Here is a 15,860-nt window from a genome sequence, read left to right on the forward strand (position 1 = left end):
GTCGGCGGTGAGGTCGACGTGCACCGTTTCGAACCTACGCCGCCGCCCTCGGCCTATCGAAATTATCCGGCAGCGATCGGACCAGACGGCCGCTCAGGAGGCTCAGCCATACCGCCCGCCCGAGCCGGAGTCGCCGCCGGGCTCGCCCGGTCCGCGTCCACGGCCGTTTCGCGGCTCCTCAGGAAGTCCTCCGGGTGACGGTTCGCACAGGCGGGCGGTCAGGGTTGTCAGGGTTCCGTGCGCCGCCAGCCGCCCGCGGCGTGGATGCCGCCGTCCACATGGACGGTGGTCCCGGTGATGAATCCAGCCATGGCGCTCGCCAGGAACACCACGGCGGCTCCGGCGTCCGCGGGATCGCCGAGGCGGCCCAGCGGCGGCAGCCGTACCGGCTCGAAGGGCGACTCGCCGGCCAGCATGCGCTCCCGGACGCCTTCCTCACCTTCGGTGGGCAGGGCGTCGGGGGCGATGGCGTTCACCCGGATCCCGCGCGGGGCCAGTTCCAGCGCGAGCGAGCGGGTCAGGCTCTCCACGGCGGCCTTCATCGCCGCGTAGACCGCGAACCCCGGGGCTGCCTGGTGCGCCTCGCTCGAGGTCACGTTGACGATCGACGCACCCGGAGACATCAACGGCAGGAATCTCCGGATCACGGCGGTGACCTGGGTGAAGTTCTCCGCGATCAACGCGTTCTCGCCCCGTGGCGAGAGCTCGGCGAAGGCCGCGTGAAAGGTCCCGCCGGCGTTGTTGACCAGCAGGTCCACCCTGCCGAACCGCTCCTGAACCGCCTGAGCGAACACCTCCAGCGCGGCCGGATCCCGCACGTCCATGGTCATCGTGAACGCGTCGAACCCGCCGATCGGATCCCGGTCGCACAGCGCGAGCTCCGCGCCGAACTCCCGCAGCGTCTCCGCGACCGCCCGGCCCAGTCCCCGCGCCGCCCCGGTGACCACGGCGACCTTCCCGGTGAGGAGGATCTCCTCCGGGGTGTACGGCTTGCGCATCCCACCTCCACGGGGCTCCTGTCGAGGGTACGACGTCGGGGCCGTCACGTCCCTCCGTCTCCCAATGACCGCCGGACCCCGTAGAGTCATCCGGACGGTCGGAAACCGACCAGCCCTTATCCGAACCAAGGAGAACCACGTGGCACTGGAGAAGCCGGAGATCGACTTCCCGGAAGGCAACCCGCCCGCGGAGCTGCAGATCGTCGACATCGTCGAGGGAGACGGACCGGAGGCCAAGCCGGGCCACCAGGTCAGCGTGCACTACGTCGGCGTCGCTTTCTCCACCGGTGAGGAGTTCGACGCCTCGTGGAACCGCGGTGAGGCCTTCACGTTCCCGCTCGGCGGCGGCCGGGTCATCGCGGGCTGGGACCAGGGTGTGGCGGGCATGAAGGTCGGCGGTCGCCGCCGCCTCGTCATCCCGCCGCACCTCGGCTACGGCAACCACGGCGCGGGCTCCCGCATCAAGCCCGGCGAGACGCTGATCTTCGTCGTGGACCTGCTCAACGTCGCCTGACGTTCCGGCAAACGGCCACCCCTCTCCCGGGGTGGCCGTTTCCCATTCTCCTCGGGTGACCGTTCCCCGATCTCCTGGGCCGGCCGTTTCCCGCGGAACCCGGATCGCTCCGAAAAGCGGGACCACTCTCCCGAAATGTCGTCCCCAGCTCATAGGCTGATCCCTGTGTTGCTGATCGACCTTGCGCGCACCTCCGCGGCCGTGGCCGCCGACTCCGCACGACTGGCGAAGATCGGTCATCTGGCGGAGCTGCTCAGCCGGGTCGAGCCGGACGAGGCCGAGATCGCCATCGCCTACCTCTCCGGGGAGCTTCCGCAGCGCAACATCGGCGTGGGCTGGGCCGGTCTCCAGGATCTGCCAGACCCGCGTCTGGTCGCGACCGCCACCCTGCGCCAGGTCAACGATCTCTTCGACCGCATCAAGGCCCAGGCGGGGCCCGGCTCGCAGGCCGCGCGCAAGATCCTGGTCGCCGAGCTGTTCGGGGCGGTCACCCGCCAGGAGCAGACCTTCCTGTCCCGGCTGCTCCGCAGCGAGCTGCGGCAGGGCGCGCTGGACGGAGTGATGATCGAGGCCGTCGCGAAGGCGGCCGCGGTGCCGGCGGCCGAGGTCCGGCGGGCACTGACTCTCCGCGGCTGGCTGCCGGCCGTCGGAGCCGCCGCGTTGAACGGCGGGGTCGAGGCGTTGCGCGCCTTCCACCTGGAGGTCGGCCGCCCGGTGTCACCGATGCTGGCGCAGAGTGCCGCCTCCATCGCCGCGGCGCTGGGCAGGCTCAACGGCCCGGCCGCGATCGAGTGGAAGCTCGACGGCGTCCGGGTCCAGGCTCACCGCTCGGGCGACGCGGTGGCCGTTTTCACCCGGACCCTCGACGACATCACCGCCCAGGTGCCCGAGCTGGTCGAGGCGGTCCGCGCCCTGCCCGCCCAGGACCTGGTTCTGGACGGCGAGGTCATCGCGCTGCGCCCCGACGGTCGCCCCGAGCCCTTCCAGGTCACCTCCGGCCGCGTGTCGAGTCGCGTCGACGTGACGCGGATGCGTGAGAAGACTCCGCTGAGCGTGTTCTTCTTCGACGCGCTGCGAGTGGACGGCGCCGACCTGCTCGACCTGCCCGGCGAGGAGCGCCACGCCGCTCTGGCCGCGACCGTTCCCGTGGAGCTGCTGACCCCCCGCCTGATCACCGACGATGTCACGAGCGCCGAGACGTTCTTCAAGGAAGCACTCAGAGGCGGTCACGAAGGCGTGGTCGTCAAGTCGCTGCACACCCCCTACGCCGCCGGGCGACGCGGGGCCGGTTGGATCAAGGTGAAGCCCCGGCATACGCTTGACCTGGTCGTTCTCGCCGCCGAGTGGGGGCATGGCCGCCGCGAGGGCAAGCTCTCCAACCTGCACCTGGGCGCCCGCGACCCGCAGACCGGCGGGTTCGTCATGCTCGGCAAGACCTTCAAGGGCCTGACCGACGAGCTGCTCGCCTGGCAGACCGAGCGCCTCCTCGAACTCGCCGACGGCCGCACCGACCATTGGACGGTCACCGTCCGCCCCGAGCTCGTGGTGGAGATCGCATTCGACGGGGTGCAGCAGTCCCCCCGCTATCCCGGCGGCATGGCACTGCGCTTCGCCCGGGTGATCCGCTACCGCTCCGACAAGCGCGCCGACGAGGCCGACACCGTGGACATGGTGCGCTCCCTCATGCTCTGACCGCCCTCCGCGACCTTCCCCATCCCCCGGCCGTGCTCCGCGGCCCGCTCCCAACCCTGGCCGCTCCCGGCCTCGCACCCACGCAACGAGGCACACCCCGTTTCACCGCAGGCTTCAACCGCAACGCGCTGAGAAGCTTCTCCAGGACCCGCGCCCAGTGCGGTGACCGGAACGTTCACCAGGTCGAGCACCGCTCACCCGCGCCGATCGAGGCCGCTCCACCGCTCGCCGTACCGGCGTTCCGGGCGGACGACGAACACGGTGAAGACATGAGCTCACCGCACCAGACGATCGCCCCAAGCACCAAAACCAACTCGTCAACGAACGTCCCCGCCCGCACGCCAAGCCTTACTCGGTCTCGCATTCCAAATGGGGCATGTCGTCGTTTCATCGGCTTGTTCATGATCCAGCGCGTACGCTCAAGTCCGCGCACCCCAGCCGCGCATCAGCGCACTTCAGCGTGCCCATGCGCCGTCGAAGGCCGCCGTCCCGGCTGGAATCCGTTCTGGTGCGCAAACCCCGAGCCGGGGAGATCGACGATCAATCTGGCATGGTTTCAATATCAAAGTGACATAAATCACCCTATATGGCATTAACTTGCCTTTACTGGTGGTTTGTCGCATATGGTCAGCCACACCTCGCGGGAAACACCCCTATGTCCCGCGATCGGGATCGGCCGGCGGCATCCCCCGTCCCTGCCCCCGTACGGCCATCCCACGTCCTGCCCCCGATTTTGGACCGTGGTTCCCCTTGGGCCTGCACTCTCACACCCCGTCCCCCGACACCTCCTCCTGGAAGAACCCGAGCAAGCGGCGCCTGGCCGCGATGGCGGCCGCCGGTTTCGCCGTGATGACCGTGGCCTCGGCCACCGTCTGGGCACTCTCCACCGGCGACGCCCCCTCGCGAACGACCGCCTCGGCCGGTCTCGCCGCCGCTCAGCGATCCGGTGATCCCTCTCCCGGAGCCGCCCCGAGCGCTTCCCCGTCTCCCGATAACTCCGGGACCGAAAACGCCAGGGCCGCCGCCGACGAGGTCACCACCCCGTCTTCCACGTCTGAGACCCCGGCGCCCGGCGGCGAGCCTGGAGCGGCCCCCACGGCCGCTCCAGACGTCACGGCCAAACCGGGCGGCGGCGCGACCCGGCCGGGGACGGCTCCCAAGCCGGCCACCGGAACCGGTTCAAGGACCGCGGCCAGGTCAGGAGATGCCGCCGCCACTGAAGCGAAGGCCGCCACCGGGACGAAGGGCGCCATCAAGGTGAAGGGCGCCAAGGCTGACAGGGCCCGCACGTCCAAGGTCACTGCCAAGTCCAAGGCCCGCGTGATCTCGACCGGGACCTGCGGCGCTTCCTTCTACGCGGAAGGGCAGATGACGGCCAGCGGCGAGCGCTTCAATCCGAACGCGATGACCGCCGCGCACAAGAGCCTGCCCATGGGAAGCAAGGTCCGGGTGACCAACCCCGGCACCGGCCGGTCGGTAACGGTCCGGATCAACGACCGTGGCCCCTACGTGGGCGGGCGCTGCCTGGACCTGTCCAGGGCGGCCTTTTCCGCCATCGGCAGCACCGGCGCCGGTGTCATGCGGGTCAAGTATGAGGTTCTCGGCACATGATCGGCCCATTTCACCGGACGCGGCGTGAACAGGTGAGGTCCCGCCTCACCAGTCACCCCGCGGACCGGTGAACGCCCGTCTCCCCGATATGGCGCGAAGGCCTACTTCACCGGCCGTAGCGTGAACGGGTAGCGGAAGTTGCCCTCGCCCAGCGCCGCCAGGCCGCCGACCACCGACAGCACCACGCCTCCGACCCAGAGCACGGGTATCAGCACGGCGCCCACGAACGTGATCCCCAGCAGCACGGTGGCGCCGAGCAGGGTCAGCTGGAAGTTGAGCGCCTCCACCGCGTGCTTGCGGATGTAGGGGGAGGTCTTCCCCGCAGCGAGCAGCATGACCAGTGGGCCGATCGCGAGCAGACCGGTCAGCGGAAGCAGGTGCGCGGCAGCCGCCCCCAGACGCTCTCCGCCCGTGCCCGCCCGCATGTGATGATGGTTCGGCATCGCCCGGCCCGTCATCGGCGGGTAGGGCGCGGGTGCGGCCGGGCGCGAGCCGTACAGCTCGTGCATGATCGGCATGAGGTCACCGTGGACACGGGCCGTCATCGCCCGCTCCAGCCGATCGTCGAACTCGAACTTGTCGAGACGTCCTTCCGCGTAGGCGGTCTTGACATGCTCGACCACCTGCTCCCGATCCTGGTTGCTCACCCTGAGGTCGGCGTGCTCGGGCCTCGGACCGGGTATCGCGACGCCCCCGTGCCAGGAGTTCGCCGCCGGTGTCGTTGCGCCTGTCATGGACCGACATCCCCTTCGTTGCCGCTTTTCCTCCATGCTCGCGATCGACTTTCGTTGGGTCCATCCGGATAAACCCTTGGATGTCCCCTAGAGACCACCCCGACCTTCCACCATGAGACGTCCCGGCGAGGTATATAAGGAATCATGAGATGGCGGGATCGCTATGGGTTGAGGCGTCTACGCGGACCGAAGATCGCCAAATTCGACCGCGAGGCAACCGACGCCGATGTTGAGGCGCTCATCGCCTTCGCCAAGTCACGCCGTGGCGTGGAGTTCTACGTCGAGCCGGAGACCTTCGCGACGGATACCACGGCGATGGCCATCGCCGACGACGGCGAATGGACCCGGCGCCGGGTCGGCTCGCCCGCGGTGATCCGCAAGGTGGCTCGCGACCTGGCCCTTCCGGTCTATGACGTGCAGCTGACCGGTTACCCACCGCGGATGCGGGCCTACAACGAGCGCCGCAGGCGCGCTGAGGGCTGACCGCTCACCCTGCCGAGGACCTCGACTCACCCTGCCGAGGGCCTAGACGGCCGCGCTGCGGGCCTCAACTCACCCTGCCAAGGGTCTCGATGGCCACGCCGAGGTTCTCGACGGCCGTGCCGAGGCTTCTGTCATCCGGCCGAGGCCTCCGGTTCTTCCAGTGCCAAGGCCTCCGGTTCTTCCAGTAGGGCGACCATGGGGAGCAGCCAGGCTGCCTGCGGGCTTCCCATCTCCCGATCCAGCTCCTCGGGGCTGGGCATCCTGCCCTTCAACACGTGCGGCGGGAGCAGGTGGTGCAGCGCGTGCGTGAGCAGATTCGCCATCGAGTAGCCCGGATCGATGTCGCGTGCGCGGGTGAGGGCGATTCCGGCGAGCGCGCAGTCACCGTCGCGCCAGGCGGCCACGCCGAGGAGGGAGGCCGCCGGAGGAACGAATCTCGGCTCCAGCCGCCGGGTGAGGTCCTGCCACAGCCTGCGATGAACATCGTGGGTTTCGTCCGTGATGAGCGCCCACGCCTCGTCACGGATCCGGGTCACCGCCAGCTCCAGGCCCAGCCTCGCCGCCTGCTCGTCGTCGAGCCGTCCGCCGGAGGCATAGGTGCCGATCGCCCCGCGAACCCGGAACATCCCGTTCGCGACGAACTCCGCCGCGAACCCGTCGATGTCTTCGCACCTGGCGAGCCTGTCTAGCAGCTCCCGCGTGATGCGGGCCGTTGTCCGGCGCATGGCCGCCCGCGCGGCCCCGCCGACGGGATCGAGCAGCCGCTCCAGGGTTTCGCGGTCGGGCAGGGCGACCAGCCCGTGCACGGTGGCCTGAGCGGCGATCGCGTTGGCCTCCCGTTCGTACGGCGTGCCGCCGGCAGGACAGCAGTCGCTCCGGGAACATGTGTAGGACCAGTAGCGGCCCTCCTCCACCCTGAGCGCGTCGATCAGCGTGACACCGCTCCGCCGGAGCAGCGGGGTGACCGCGTCCACGGCGGGTGTCACCAGGGGGCCCGGGCCGTAGCCGACGACGATGACCCGGGTGATCCCCTCCTTCCGGAGCAGCGGGACGATCTGGTCAAAAGCCTCGGCGACCAGCGGCAGGTCCCATCGGACGGTGAGGTGCAACCGGCCCGTGATCCGCCTGCCCCTCAAACCGATCACGATCAGGCTGTCGGCGGGGTGGAACCCCATCAGATAGGGGACAGCGCCGAGGAAGTCTTCCGTGGAGCCGAGCAGGAGGCCGGGCCCCGAGGTGGGCGGGACGGGCGAGGCCGGGATGTCGGTTGTCATGGCTGAGAGCTTCGCCGGATCCGTGCCCCCGTTCGCGCGCCGAGCTCGCTTCTGTGGAGAACTTCCGGCCGTCCACAGCTCCCCGGCGTCCAGAGGTGACCGGGGTCACGGCGCACCGGCGCGACGCCCTCCCCCGCTGCCCTCCCCCGATGCCCGCGCTCGATGGCCGCTCCCGATGCCCGGCCCCTGGAAGGCTCAGACGGGCGGTTCCAGTCCACGATCGCGCTGACCGGCTCGGGCCCGCTCCCTGGAAGGCTCAGACGGGCGCGGGCGTCAGCCGTGTGCGGACCATGATCGCCGCACCCGCGACGGCGGCGGGCATGGCGACCACCGCTCCCAGCGGGATGAGGAAGATCAGGAAGATGAGCACCCCGAAGGCGAGCACGGAGACCTTGTTGCTCCGCAGGACGGCGAAACGGCTCTTCCGCGCCATGCCCCTGCGTTCCATGGCGAGCGTGGTGAGCTCGACCGTGAGGAAGAAACCGGAGACCAGCGCACCCAGCACCGGCACCACCGTCTGCCCGATCACCGGCACGAAGCCGAGGAAGAACAGCGGGATGGTGAACAGCAGCACGTATCCAAGGGTGACGAGACTGTCACCGATGGACCGGGGGATCGACTTCCAGAGCGGGACCTCGTGCCCGCTCGGCACCTCGCCGTACGTCTCCTCGACCTTCTCCGAGAGCTTCTCGTAGAAGGGCTCGCCGGCGATCAGGGTCACCGCGGTGAAGGTCACCACGAACAGGACCACCCCGGCACCGAAGATCACCAGTCCGAGCAGGGCCCGCAGGGCGTTCCGCGCCGTCTCTCCCCACCCGTCGGCGAACGGCGTCGCCCACCCGGCGATGTCGGTCGCGTGGGCGCCGAGGAAGTAGAGGCCGACGGCGTAGAACACGAACACGATCAGAGCGGGGATCAGCCCGAACAGCCACCACCGAGGATTGCGCGCGACCCAGCGCAGTCCCTGGAAGAAGAACCCGATGCCGTCCGTAAAGGAGCGGAAATGACCCATGCCCGGAAGATTAGCGGGATTGATCGATCGTCGCCCCACCCCGTCGCACCTGACAGGAGGTCACGGGCAAGTGAGGAAAGGGCGGTCAGACGCGGCTACCAGAGCATGGGCACGCCGACGCCCAGGGCGGTGAAGAGGCGGCGGAGGAGGGGCAGGGAGATGCCCAGCACGTTGCCGTGGTCGCCGTCGATGCCGTCGACGAACCAGCCGCCGGGGCCGTCCAGGGTGAAGGCGCCCGCGACACGGAGAGGCTCGCCGGTGGCGACATAGGCCGCGATCTCGGCGTCGGTGGGGGTGCCGAAGCGCACGACCGTGGAGCCCACCTCCGACACCTCCCGCCCGTCGGCGGCGTCGATCACGCAGTGGCCGGTGAGCAGGCGGCCCTCGCGTCCGCGCATGACCTGCCAGCGGGCGACGGCCTCCTCGGGCGAGGACGGCTTGCCGTAGGCCCGCCCGTCGAGCTCCAGCACCGAGTCACAGCCGATGACCAGGCCGCCGGACAGGTCCTGTGCCACGACCGCCGCCTTCGCCCGCGCCAGCGCGAGACAGAGCTCACCTGGGCTGTCGGCGACGACGGCCTCCTCGTCCACTCCGCTGACGATCACCTTGGGATCGAGCCCGGCACTGCGGAGCAGGGCAAGGCGGGCAGGCGAGGCGGAGGCGAGAACGATCTGAGTCACGCCTACCGAGCCTAGCGCGGGTTCGTCCGGTCTCATCCCGTCCGGGAAGGCCCGCTCAATTCAGCCTGATCGAGGAGACCGCGGTGTTGATGTCGCGCCAGCGCTTGCGCTGGGCGTCGGGGATCGTCACGAAGACCATGGCGGGCTTGGCGCCGGAGCCCTCCAGCACGGTGACGGCCGCCATGGAGCGGCGGAGCTTGCCCTTGACCTTGTACTTCACCTGGTAGGCGAGCAGCCATCCGTCCTTGACCGGCTGGGAGGCGGTCCACGCGATCGTGGCGCCCCTCGGGTGGTGGTTGAGCGTCCAGCGGGCGGCCAGCAGCGCGGTGTCCTTCGGGCTTTCCTGCACCTTGATCGGCACCGGGCAGCTCACGAGCATCGCGCGGGCGTCCACGCCCCGCACCTTGGGCAGCACCTGCCTGGTGGCGAACGGCGCGGCACTGTAGGTCTTCCACGGCTTGCCGAGCAGGGGCAGCGACACACCCGACTTGTCGTCCTGCAGGCGGCGCTTGGTCGTGTACTCCTTGCCGGGCAGGCGGGCGAGCCGCCTGTCGCGCGGCAGCTTGGGGACGCGGGGGTCGGCCAGGGCCCTGACCACCGCCGCGCTCGGCCCGGGCGCGCGGACCACATTCGCCGTCGGCGAAGCCGGCACGGACACCGAGGGCGAGGAGGACGCCGACGCGGACGGCTGCGGGGAACCGACACCGGGCGAGGGTGCCGCGGCAGATGGCGCGGCGATCGGCCCCGGCATCTCCTCGCCCGGTTGATCTGAGGAGCCGGAGGACAGAAAACCGGCCACGGCCGCGACGGCGGCCACGACCACCGCGACGGCCACGGCGAGAATCCGGTAGATCACGCGCATCGGCAGGTCGCCGATGCGGGATCGCTTCACCGGCGACGCCGACCTCGTCGGCGGTCCCGGGGGCTTCGGGGGGCCGTCAACGACGATTTTGGGCAGCTCGGACGTCTCCGCCTCAGCGACCACATACGTCGGTGTGGAACCCGTCTCACGGGCCCCCTGAGTCCCACCCAACCCATCGAGCACGAACGGGAGCGTACGACAAATCCGATTTTCTCGTGCGCAATCCCCATCACACTTCGAGAACGAGTGCCCGCCTCCGCGTGTCTGCCCCTCACCTGCCATGATGCGGTGGTGTTTGTAGAACGTCAGGTAGAGCTTCGATTCCACCCCTCCTCACGCGACGCGAGGACGCACACGAACCTGTCCGCCGTCCGCGCTGACGACCTCGGGCTCTGGCTGGCCGGAGACGAGACCGCCACCATCGAGCACCTGACGTTCCGCGGCGACCGCTTCGACGATCAGCGCACCTTCGCCCTGGCCGACTTCGTGGATCTGCCGGCCGGGCCGATGGACGAGGCCGACATCGAGGGCCTGGCCCGGACCGACGGCTGGCTGTGGGCGATCGGCTCACACAGCCTCAAGCGCAAGAAGGCCAAAAGGCAGCACTCCGCCGACAAGTCCCGCCGCCGCCTCGGCACCGTGGTGCGCGAGGAGAACCGCTACATCCTCGTACGGCTGCCGCTCTCCGGCTCGACCCCGGTCCGCGCGGCAGGCGACCGCACGGCCGCGATCCTGGCCGGCCCCGGCCGGAACCTGGCCGACCTGCTGGTGGACGACCCGCACCTGGCCCCTTTCCTGGCGATCCCCAGCAAGGACAACGGCCTGGACATCGAGGGCATCGCGGTTCTCGGCGACCGCGTGTTCGTCGGCCTGCGCGGCCCGGTGCTGCGCGGCTGTGCCGTACTGCTGGAGATCCGGCCGGAAACCGACCCCCGGTGTCCCGGGCGGCTCCGGCTCGCCCCGATCGACGGCGCGCCGTACCGGACGCACTTCGTCAGCTTCTCGGCCGTAAACGGGCCGAGCTTGCAGCTCCTCGCCGTCGATGGCTTCGACGGTTCAGGCCGCGTAAGGCAGCGTGACTCACTGCCCGGCATGGCCAAGCCATGCCGCGTTGCGATGCCGATAGCAGATCACAGAGCCGTTCCCCGGCACGCCGGGTGCGTTCAATCCCGTCACCGCGTCACCAACAGTAACAACAAAACCACGGGCAGGGAAGTCATTCCTCTTGGGCGTGAACGCCGAAGTTCCTGGCTAGATGGTGTTGAGTCGCGCCTGACCGGCGAGGAGGGTGTGCTCGCCGACGTCGTCAAGCTGATCTGAGCGGTCCCGACCCCGCCGGGCGGAGGCCGTCCTGGCGCAGCCACGGGGCGTCCGCGACGACCGTGCACGACCCGGGCTCGATCTCGGTGAACCCCGCGTCCCGGACCACCGGCAGACCTGCGTCGACCAGGGCGGCCCACCCGGCGGGATCGGCGGTCCGTACGGCGGCCGCCAGCCCCCGGTCCCGCCACGCCTGCCGGGCGTGCTCGTCACTGCCCCACCAGGCGAGCTGGGCCGCGTGCCCGGTCTGAGCCATGGCCTTGCCCGCCGACATCTCCAGTCCCGGGTTGATCCAGAGCACGACGTCCCCCGGCGGTCCGGGCTCCGCGGAGTCGGTCAGGTCGGTGCCGGAGACCTGGAGCCTGGACAGGTCCTTGGGCCAGCCGTCGAGCGGGACCGGAGGGTGGACGCGGACCTCGGCGGTGCCGGAGGTGACCGTGATGCCGGGCAGGTCGAGCACTCGGCGCCACTCGGCCCCGCGTGCCCGCCGTACGACCTTCCTGATCCTGCCCCGCTCCCAGGCGCGGGTCGGCTCCGCCCACTCCCCGCCGTCGGCGGCCCGGGGGTCGTCGAGCAACGTCAGCACGGCCAGCGCCGCCGCCTGCAGGGCGTCGGTGCGCTCGGGCGGGGCCGTCCGCTCGATCCGGACCACAAGCGGGAGAACCCTCTGCCCGGTCGCGCTCTCCCAGCCCTCGGGCCGTGCACCCTGCGGGGCGCCGTTCCCGTCACCGTGCCCATCGGTTCGTCCACTCAGCTCGTTCACGCCTTAAAGGATGCCTTCCTGGCGATGGCGACCGACATCAGGGCGGCGGCGAGGCAGAGGAATCCGGCGGTGTACCAGGCGAAATCGTAGGCTCCGAAGTGGTCACGGGTGAACCCGGCGCCGACCGCGGCGACCGCCGCGCCGATCTGGTGGGAGGCGAAGACCCAGCCGAACACGACCGCGCCGTCGGGACCGTAGATCTGACGGCACAGGGCCACCGTGGGCGGGACCGTGGCCACCCAGTCGAGACCGTAGAAGATGATGAAGACGAGCATGCTCGGTTCGGTGGTCGCCCCGAACAGGCTGGGCAGGACCATCAGCGACAGCCCGCGCAGCGCGTAGTAGGCCCCGAGCAGGATCCGCGAGTCGACCTTGTCGCTCAGCCAGCCGGAGACGACGGTCCCGACGACGTCGAAGATGCCGACCAGCGCGAGCAGCCCGGCCGCCGTCGGCTCGGGCATGCCGTGATCGTGGGCCGCGGGGATGAAGTGGGTGCCGACGAGGCCGTTGGTGCTCATTCCGCAGATCGCGAATCCGGCCGCGAGCAGCCAGAAGGGCCGGGTCCGCGCGGCGCGCCACAGCACGGTGAGGGCGTGCGCGGCGGCTCCGCCGGGCCTCTTGGACGGCACCGGCCGGACCTCTCCGGGCTCGGCGCCCAGGGCGGTGGTGCCCACCTCCTCCGGGCTGTCGCGCAGCAGGAACCAGACGAGGGGGACGACGAGGAGGGCGGCGGCGGTGACCGTGAGGGCGGCCCAGCGCCACCCCTGGGCGGCGGCCAGGTGGGCGAGGACGGGCAGGAAGACGAGCTGGCCGGTGGCGCCGCCCGCGGTGAGGACTCCGGTGACGAGGCCGCGATGGCTGACGAACCAGCGGTCGGTGAGGGTGGCGGCGAAGACCAGGGCCATCGACCCGGTGCCGAGGCCCACCAGGACGCCCCAGCACAGGAGGAGCTGCCAGGGAGCGTTCATCGCGATGGTCAGCCCGCTGCCCGCCGCGACGAGCAGCAGCGCGCACGACACCACCCGGCGCATGCCGAAGCGCTCCATGAGAGCGGCGGCGAACGGGGCGGTCAGGCCGAAGAGCATGAGGTTGACCGAGACCGCCAGCGAGATCACGCCTCGGGACCAGCCGAACTCCTCCTGGAGCGGGGTGATCAGCACACCGGGCGTGGCCCGGAACCCGGCCGCGCCGAGGATGGCCACGAAGGCGACTCCCGCCACGATCCAGGCGCGATGCAGTCCGCGTTCGCGCGTCTGAAGCGTCGTTGTCATGCGAGCAATCCTGAACGGTGGTCGTATGACCTCACGAGTGGCCCGAGTGTCAATATCCGCAAGAATCGGGCCAAGGGTCGCCACACCGGAGCGGGTGACCCGATCGGCGGGGAAGACCGCCTGCGTGCGGCCGAGTCCTTCTCTCCGTCTCGGCCTGCGGGCTTATGGGTACGGGCCTGCGGGCTTACGGGTGCGGGCCTACGGGCCCGCCGGGCCTGCGAGCCCGTGGACCTATGGGCCTGGGGGCAGGTCACGGCGGGAACCCTTCCGAACACGGACCGGAATAAGAAATTTACACGCGGTATAACTTGACAAGTCGGCATCAATCGAGAACCGTTCCAGAAAGGAAATTCCCGCATGGCCCACCATGGCCGGGGAGCTCCGCAGCCAGCCCCGCCTCCGCCACGGCGCGCCGGCCGAGGAGCGAGCGAAAAGGCGACCGACTCCGCCCGTGCAACTACGGAGAGTAATCGACTGCTCCGCCTCCGAGACGGCTCGGCGCACATCTCGATCATCAAGCGGCTCCCCCGGCAATCCTCTCGGTGACGCTGAGTCATCCCACATACTGGGACCATTCGGGCAAAGGCTATGTTTTCCCTATCCTCACCAATTGAGGAGTTTCGTTCTTTGCGCCCGACTTTGTTACAGCTTGGGACGGTGCCGGTCTCAGGTCTGCAACACCCAAGTCGCCCCACTTGTCCGAGAGAGAGTCACGGTGCTCAGCTTTGTTCGAACCAATGTGGCGGCTGATCACAGACCGGACGATAATAAGGAGTGCTGCCGTGTTCCATGCGCGGACATCTGCCAAGTTTCTAGCAGCGGTGGCGGGAGGTGCACTCCTGCTGAGCGCCTGTGCAGGTAACGACTCGACGACCAAGCCCGCGGCTTCGGGCTCGGCCTCTGCCTCGGCTCCGGCGGCTCAGACCATCACCTATGCGTACGAGCAGGAGTTCCACTCCTACAACAACAACACCGTCGCCGAGAACGCCACACGTAACGCCGGCCCTCTCCAGCGGGTCCTGACGGGCTTCTGGTTCTACGGCGACAAGGGCGCCATCACCCCGGACAAGGACTTCGGCAGCTACGAGAAGACCTCCGACAACCCGCTGACCGTCGAATACACGATCAACGACAAGGCGGTCTGGTCGGACGGCACCCCGATCGACTGTGACGACGTCATGCTGTGGTGGGGCTGGAAGTCCGGCAAGATCAAGGGCTTCTCCGCCTCCGACAACAGCGGCATCCAGGACACCAAGGTCCCCGACTGCGACAAGGGTGGCAAGAAGTTCACCCTCGTCTACAGCAAGCCGTTCGCCGACTGGGTCGCCAACGGCCCGGGCGCGACCGAGTTCCTGCCGGCTCACGTGGTCGCCAAGCAGGACGGCCTGTCCGAGGAGGACTTCATCGCGGCGGTCAAGGCCACCGACGCCAAGAAGCTCGCCAAGAGCATCAAGTTCTTCAACAACGGCTGGGTCTCCGAGGGCAAGCTGCCCGCCGAGGAGCTGATCCCGTCCTCCGGCCCGTACAAGCTCTCCAAGATGGACGCCGGCCAGTCGCTGACCTTCGTGGCCAACGACAAGTGGTGGGGCACCCCGGCCGCGACCCCGACCGTCGTCGAGCGCTTCATCACCCTTGACGAGCAGGCCCAGGCCCTGCAGAACCGTGAGGTCCAGATCGTCGAGCCGCAGCCCGGCCCCGACGTGGTCAACCAGCTCAAGGCCATCGAAGGCGTCAAGGTCGACATCGCCGACCAGTACACCTACGAGCACCTGGACTTCAACGTCGACTCCAGCCCGTTCAAGGACAAGACCCTGCGTGAGGCCTTCGCCAAGTGCGTGCCCCGGCAGCTCATCGTCGACAACCTGATCAAGCCCGTCGCGCCGGAGGCCAAGGTCCTGGAGATCCGCAACGTGGCTCCGTTCCAGGCCAACCACGCCACGGTCGTCGCGGCCAGCGGCGGCGGCGGCAGCGCCTACGCCCAGCAGGACATCGAGGGCGCCAAGGCGCTCGTGGAGAAGGCCGGCAAGACCGGTGTCGAGATCAAGATCGGCTACCAGACCCCGAACCCGCGCCGCAGCGCCGCCGTGCAGCTCATCCAGGACTCCTGCAACAAGGCCGGCTTCAAGATCGTCGACAAGGGCTCCGAGGACTTCTTCGGCACCGTGATGCCCTCCAACGGCTACGACGTGGCGCTGTTCGCCTGGGCGGGCTCCTCCCTGGTCAGCGGCTGGGCCTCCACCTACACCACGCCGAAGAAGTGTGACGGCGAGAACAAGGGGAACAACAACGGCTGCTACTCCAACAAGAAGGTCGACGAGCTCATCAAGAAGCTGAACGCGACCGTGGACATCGCCGCGCAGGACCCGATCATCGGTGAGATCGAGAAGATCCTCTGGGAGGACCTCGCCACGATTCCGGTCTTCCAGCACCCGGGCCTCAGCGCTTGGGACGAGGCGGTCCAGAACGTCGTCCCGAACCCCGCGCAGTCGACCATCACCTGGAACATGGACAAGTGGAGCCTCGCGTAACCCGCTCGTTCTAAGGTCCGTTCCCCTGACCGTCGCGTGCGGTTGATGGAACACCAACCACCCCAGGGCCGGGCCCGGAGGAGCACCATCCTCCGGGTCCGGCCCTGACCCGCACCTG

At 69.3% G+C, this 15,860-nt stretch carries 14 protein-coding genes; 6 read left to right on the forward strand and 8 right to left on the reverse strand.

Annotated elements, in window-relative coordinates:
* Window positions 1-227 precede the first annotated feature (227 nt).
* Window positions 228-998 (reverse strand): SDR family NAD(P)-dependent oxidoreductase, encoded by a 771-nt coding sequence (locus tag ACFY2X_RS19560; protein WP_389939878.1) that lies wholly within the window; start codon window positions 996-998, stop codon window positions 228-230.
* A gap of 139 nt (window positions 999-1,137) precedes the next feature.
* On the opposite strand from ACFY2X_RS19560, the gene ACFY2X_RS19565 reads away from it, so the two are divergent.
* The 3 genes from ACFY2X_RS19565 (at window position 1,138) to ACFY2X_RS19575 (ending at window position 4,815) form a co-directional block, all read left to right on the forward strand.
* Window positions 1,138-1,512 (forward strand): FKBP-type peptidyl-prolyl cis-trans isomerase, encoded by a 375-nt coding sequence (locus ACFY2X_RS19565; protein WP_389939879.1) that lies wholly within the window; start codon window positions 1,138-1,140, stop codon window positions 1,510-1,512.
* A gap of 165 nt (window positions 1,513-1,677) precedes the next feature.
* Window positions 1,678-3,204, forward strand: coding sequence for an ATP-dependent DNA ligase (locus ACFY2X_RS19570; protein ID WP_389939880.1), 1,527 nt, complete (start codon window positions 1,678-1,680; stop codon window positions 3,202-3,204).
* Between the two features lie 750 nt (window positions 3,205-3,954).
* Window positions 3,955-4,815, forward strand: a complete 861-nt coding sequence (locus tag ACFY2X_RS19575; protein WP_389939881.1) for a septal ring lytic transglycosylase RlpA family protein — start codon at window positions 3,955-3,957, stop codon at window positions 4,813-4,815.
* A gap of 101 nt (window positions 4,816-4,916) precedes the next feature.
* Here ACFY2X_RS19575 and ACFY2X_RS19580 read toward each other — a convergent pair whose 3' ends face one another.
* Window positions 4,917-5,549: a DUF1707 and DUF4870 domain-containing protein gene (locus ACFY2X_RS19580; RefSeq protein WP_389939882.1), complete on the reverse strand. Its 633-nt coding sequence runs from the start codon at window positions 5,547-5,549 to the stop codon at window positions 4,917-4,919.
* A 144-nt stretch (window positions 5,550-5,693) separates the two neighbouring features.
* On the opposite strand from ACFY2X_RS19580, the gene ACFY2X_RS19585 reads away from it, so the two are divergent.
* Window positions 5,694-6,032, forward strand: coding sequence for a hypothetical protein (locus ACFY2X_RS19585; RefSeq protein ID WP_012893614.1), 339 nt, complete (start codon window positions 5,694-5,696; stop codon window positions 6,030-6,032).
* Window positions 6,033-6,163: 131 nt separating this feature from the next.
* On the opposite strand, the gene ACFY2X_RS19590 is transcribed toward ACFY2X_RS19585, so the two are convergent.
* The 4 genes from ACFY2X_RS19590 to ACFY2X_RS19605 all read right to left on the reverse strand — a co-directional run bounded on the left by ACFY2X_RS19590 (window position 6,164) and on the right by ACFY2X_RS19605 (window position 9,890).
* Window positions 6,164-7,306 carry a DUF4192 domain-containing protein gene (locus ACFY2X_RS19590; protein ID WP_389939883.1) on the reverse strand — a complete coding sequence of 381 codons (1,143 nt, stop codon included), beginning with the start codon at window positions 7,304-7,306 and terminating at the stop codon, window positions 6,164-6,166.
* A gap of 256 nt (window positions 7,307-7,562) precedes the next feature.
* Window positions 7,563-8,318: an EI24 domain-containing protein gene (locus ACFY2X_RS19595; RefSeq protein WP_389939884.1), complete on the reverse strand. Its 756-nt coding sequence runs from the start codon at window positions 8,316-8,318 to the stop codon at window positions 7,563-7,565.
* 95 nt (window positions 8,319-8,413) lie between these two features.
* Complete coding sequence (locus tag ACFY2X_RS19600; protein WP_389939885.1) at window positions 8,414-8,998, reverse strand: Maf family protein; 585 nt, start codon at window positions 8,996-8,998, stop codon at window positions 8,414-8,416.
* Window positions 8,999-9,053: 55 nt separating this feature from the next.
* A complete protein-coding gene (locus ACFY2X_RS19605) occupies window positions 9,054-9,890 on the reverse strand; it encodes a hypothetical protein (RefSeq protein ID WP_389939886.1) in 837 nt (278 codons plus the stop codon).
* Between the two features lie 261 nt (window positions 9,891-10,151).
* Between ACFY2X_RS19605 and ACFY2X_RS19610 the strand changes: the two genes are divergently transcribed.
* Window positions 10,152-11,180, forward strand: a complete 1,029-nt coding sequence (locus tag ACFY2X_RS19610; RefSeq protein ID WP_389939887.1) for a DUF3616 domain-containing protein — start codon at window positions 10,152-10,154, stop codon at window positions 11,178-11,180.
* Here the strand turns inward: ACFY2X_RS19610 and ACFY2X_RS19615 are convergent.
* Both ACFY2X_RS19615 and ACFY2X_RS19620 read right to left on the reverse strand, forming a co-directional pair.
* Window positions 11,167-11,943 (reverse strand): aminoacyl-tRNA hydrolase, encoded by a 777-nt coding sequence (locus ACFY2X_RS19615; protein ID WP_389939888.1) that lies wholly within the window; start codon window positions 11,941-11,943, stop codon window positions 11,167-11,169. The genes ACFY2X_RS19610 and ACFY2X_RS19615 overlap by 14 nt on opposite strands.
* Entirely contained in the window at window positions 11,940-13,214 is a 1,275-nt protein-coding gene (locus tag ACFY2X_RS19620) for an MFS transporter (protein WP_389939889.1), read from the reverse strand. The genes ACFY2X_RS19615 and ACFY2X_RS19620 overlap by 4 nt, the downstream gene beginning before the upstream one ends.
* A 782-nt stretch (window positions 13,215-13,996) precedes the next feature.
* Here ACFY2X_RS19620 and ACFY2X_RS19625 point away from each other — a divergent pair.
* On the forward strand, window positions 13,997-15,742 hold the full coding sequence (locus tag ACFY2X_RS19625; protein WP_389939890.1) for an ABC transporter family substrate-binding protein: 1,746 nt from the start codon (window positions 13,997-13,999) through the stop codon (window positions 15,740-15,742).
* Window positions 15,743-15,860 lie beyond the last annotated feature (118 nt).

This window comes from Streptosporangium sp. NPDC000396 (assembly GCF_042898655.1).
GTDB lineage: Bacteria > Actinomycetota > Actinomycetes > Streptosporangiales > Streptosporangiaceae > Streptosporangium.

Excerpts from the sequence above, each read along its gene's own strand:
- ACFY2X_RS19585 (WP_012893614.1), top strand. The coding sequence starts at position 5,694 with ATGAGATGGCGGGATCGCTATGGGTTGAGGCGTCTACGCGGACCGAAG.
- ACFY2X_RS19590 (WP_389939883.1), bottom strand. The coding sequence starts at position 7,306 with ATGACAACCGACATCCCGGCCTCGCCCGTCCCGCCCACCTCGGGGCCC.
- ACFY2X_RS19580 (WP_389939882.1), bottom strand. The coding sequence starts at position 5,549 with ATGACAGGCGCAACGACACCGGCGGCGAACTCCTGGCACGGGGGCGTC.
- ACFY2X_RS19620 (WP_389939889.1), bottom strand. The coding sequence starts at position 13,214 with ATGACAACGACGCTTCAGACGCGCGAACGCGGACTGCATCGCGCCTGG.
- ACFY2X_RS19560 (WP_389939878.1), bottom strand. The coding sequence starts at position 998 with ATGCGCAAGCCGTACACCCCGGAGGAGATCCTCCTCACCGGGAAGGTC.
- ACFY2X_RS19595 (WP_389939884.1), bottom strand. The coding sequence starts at position 8,318 with ATGGGTCATTTCCGCTCCTTTACGGACGGCATCGGGTTCTTCTTCCAG.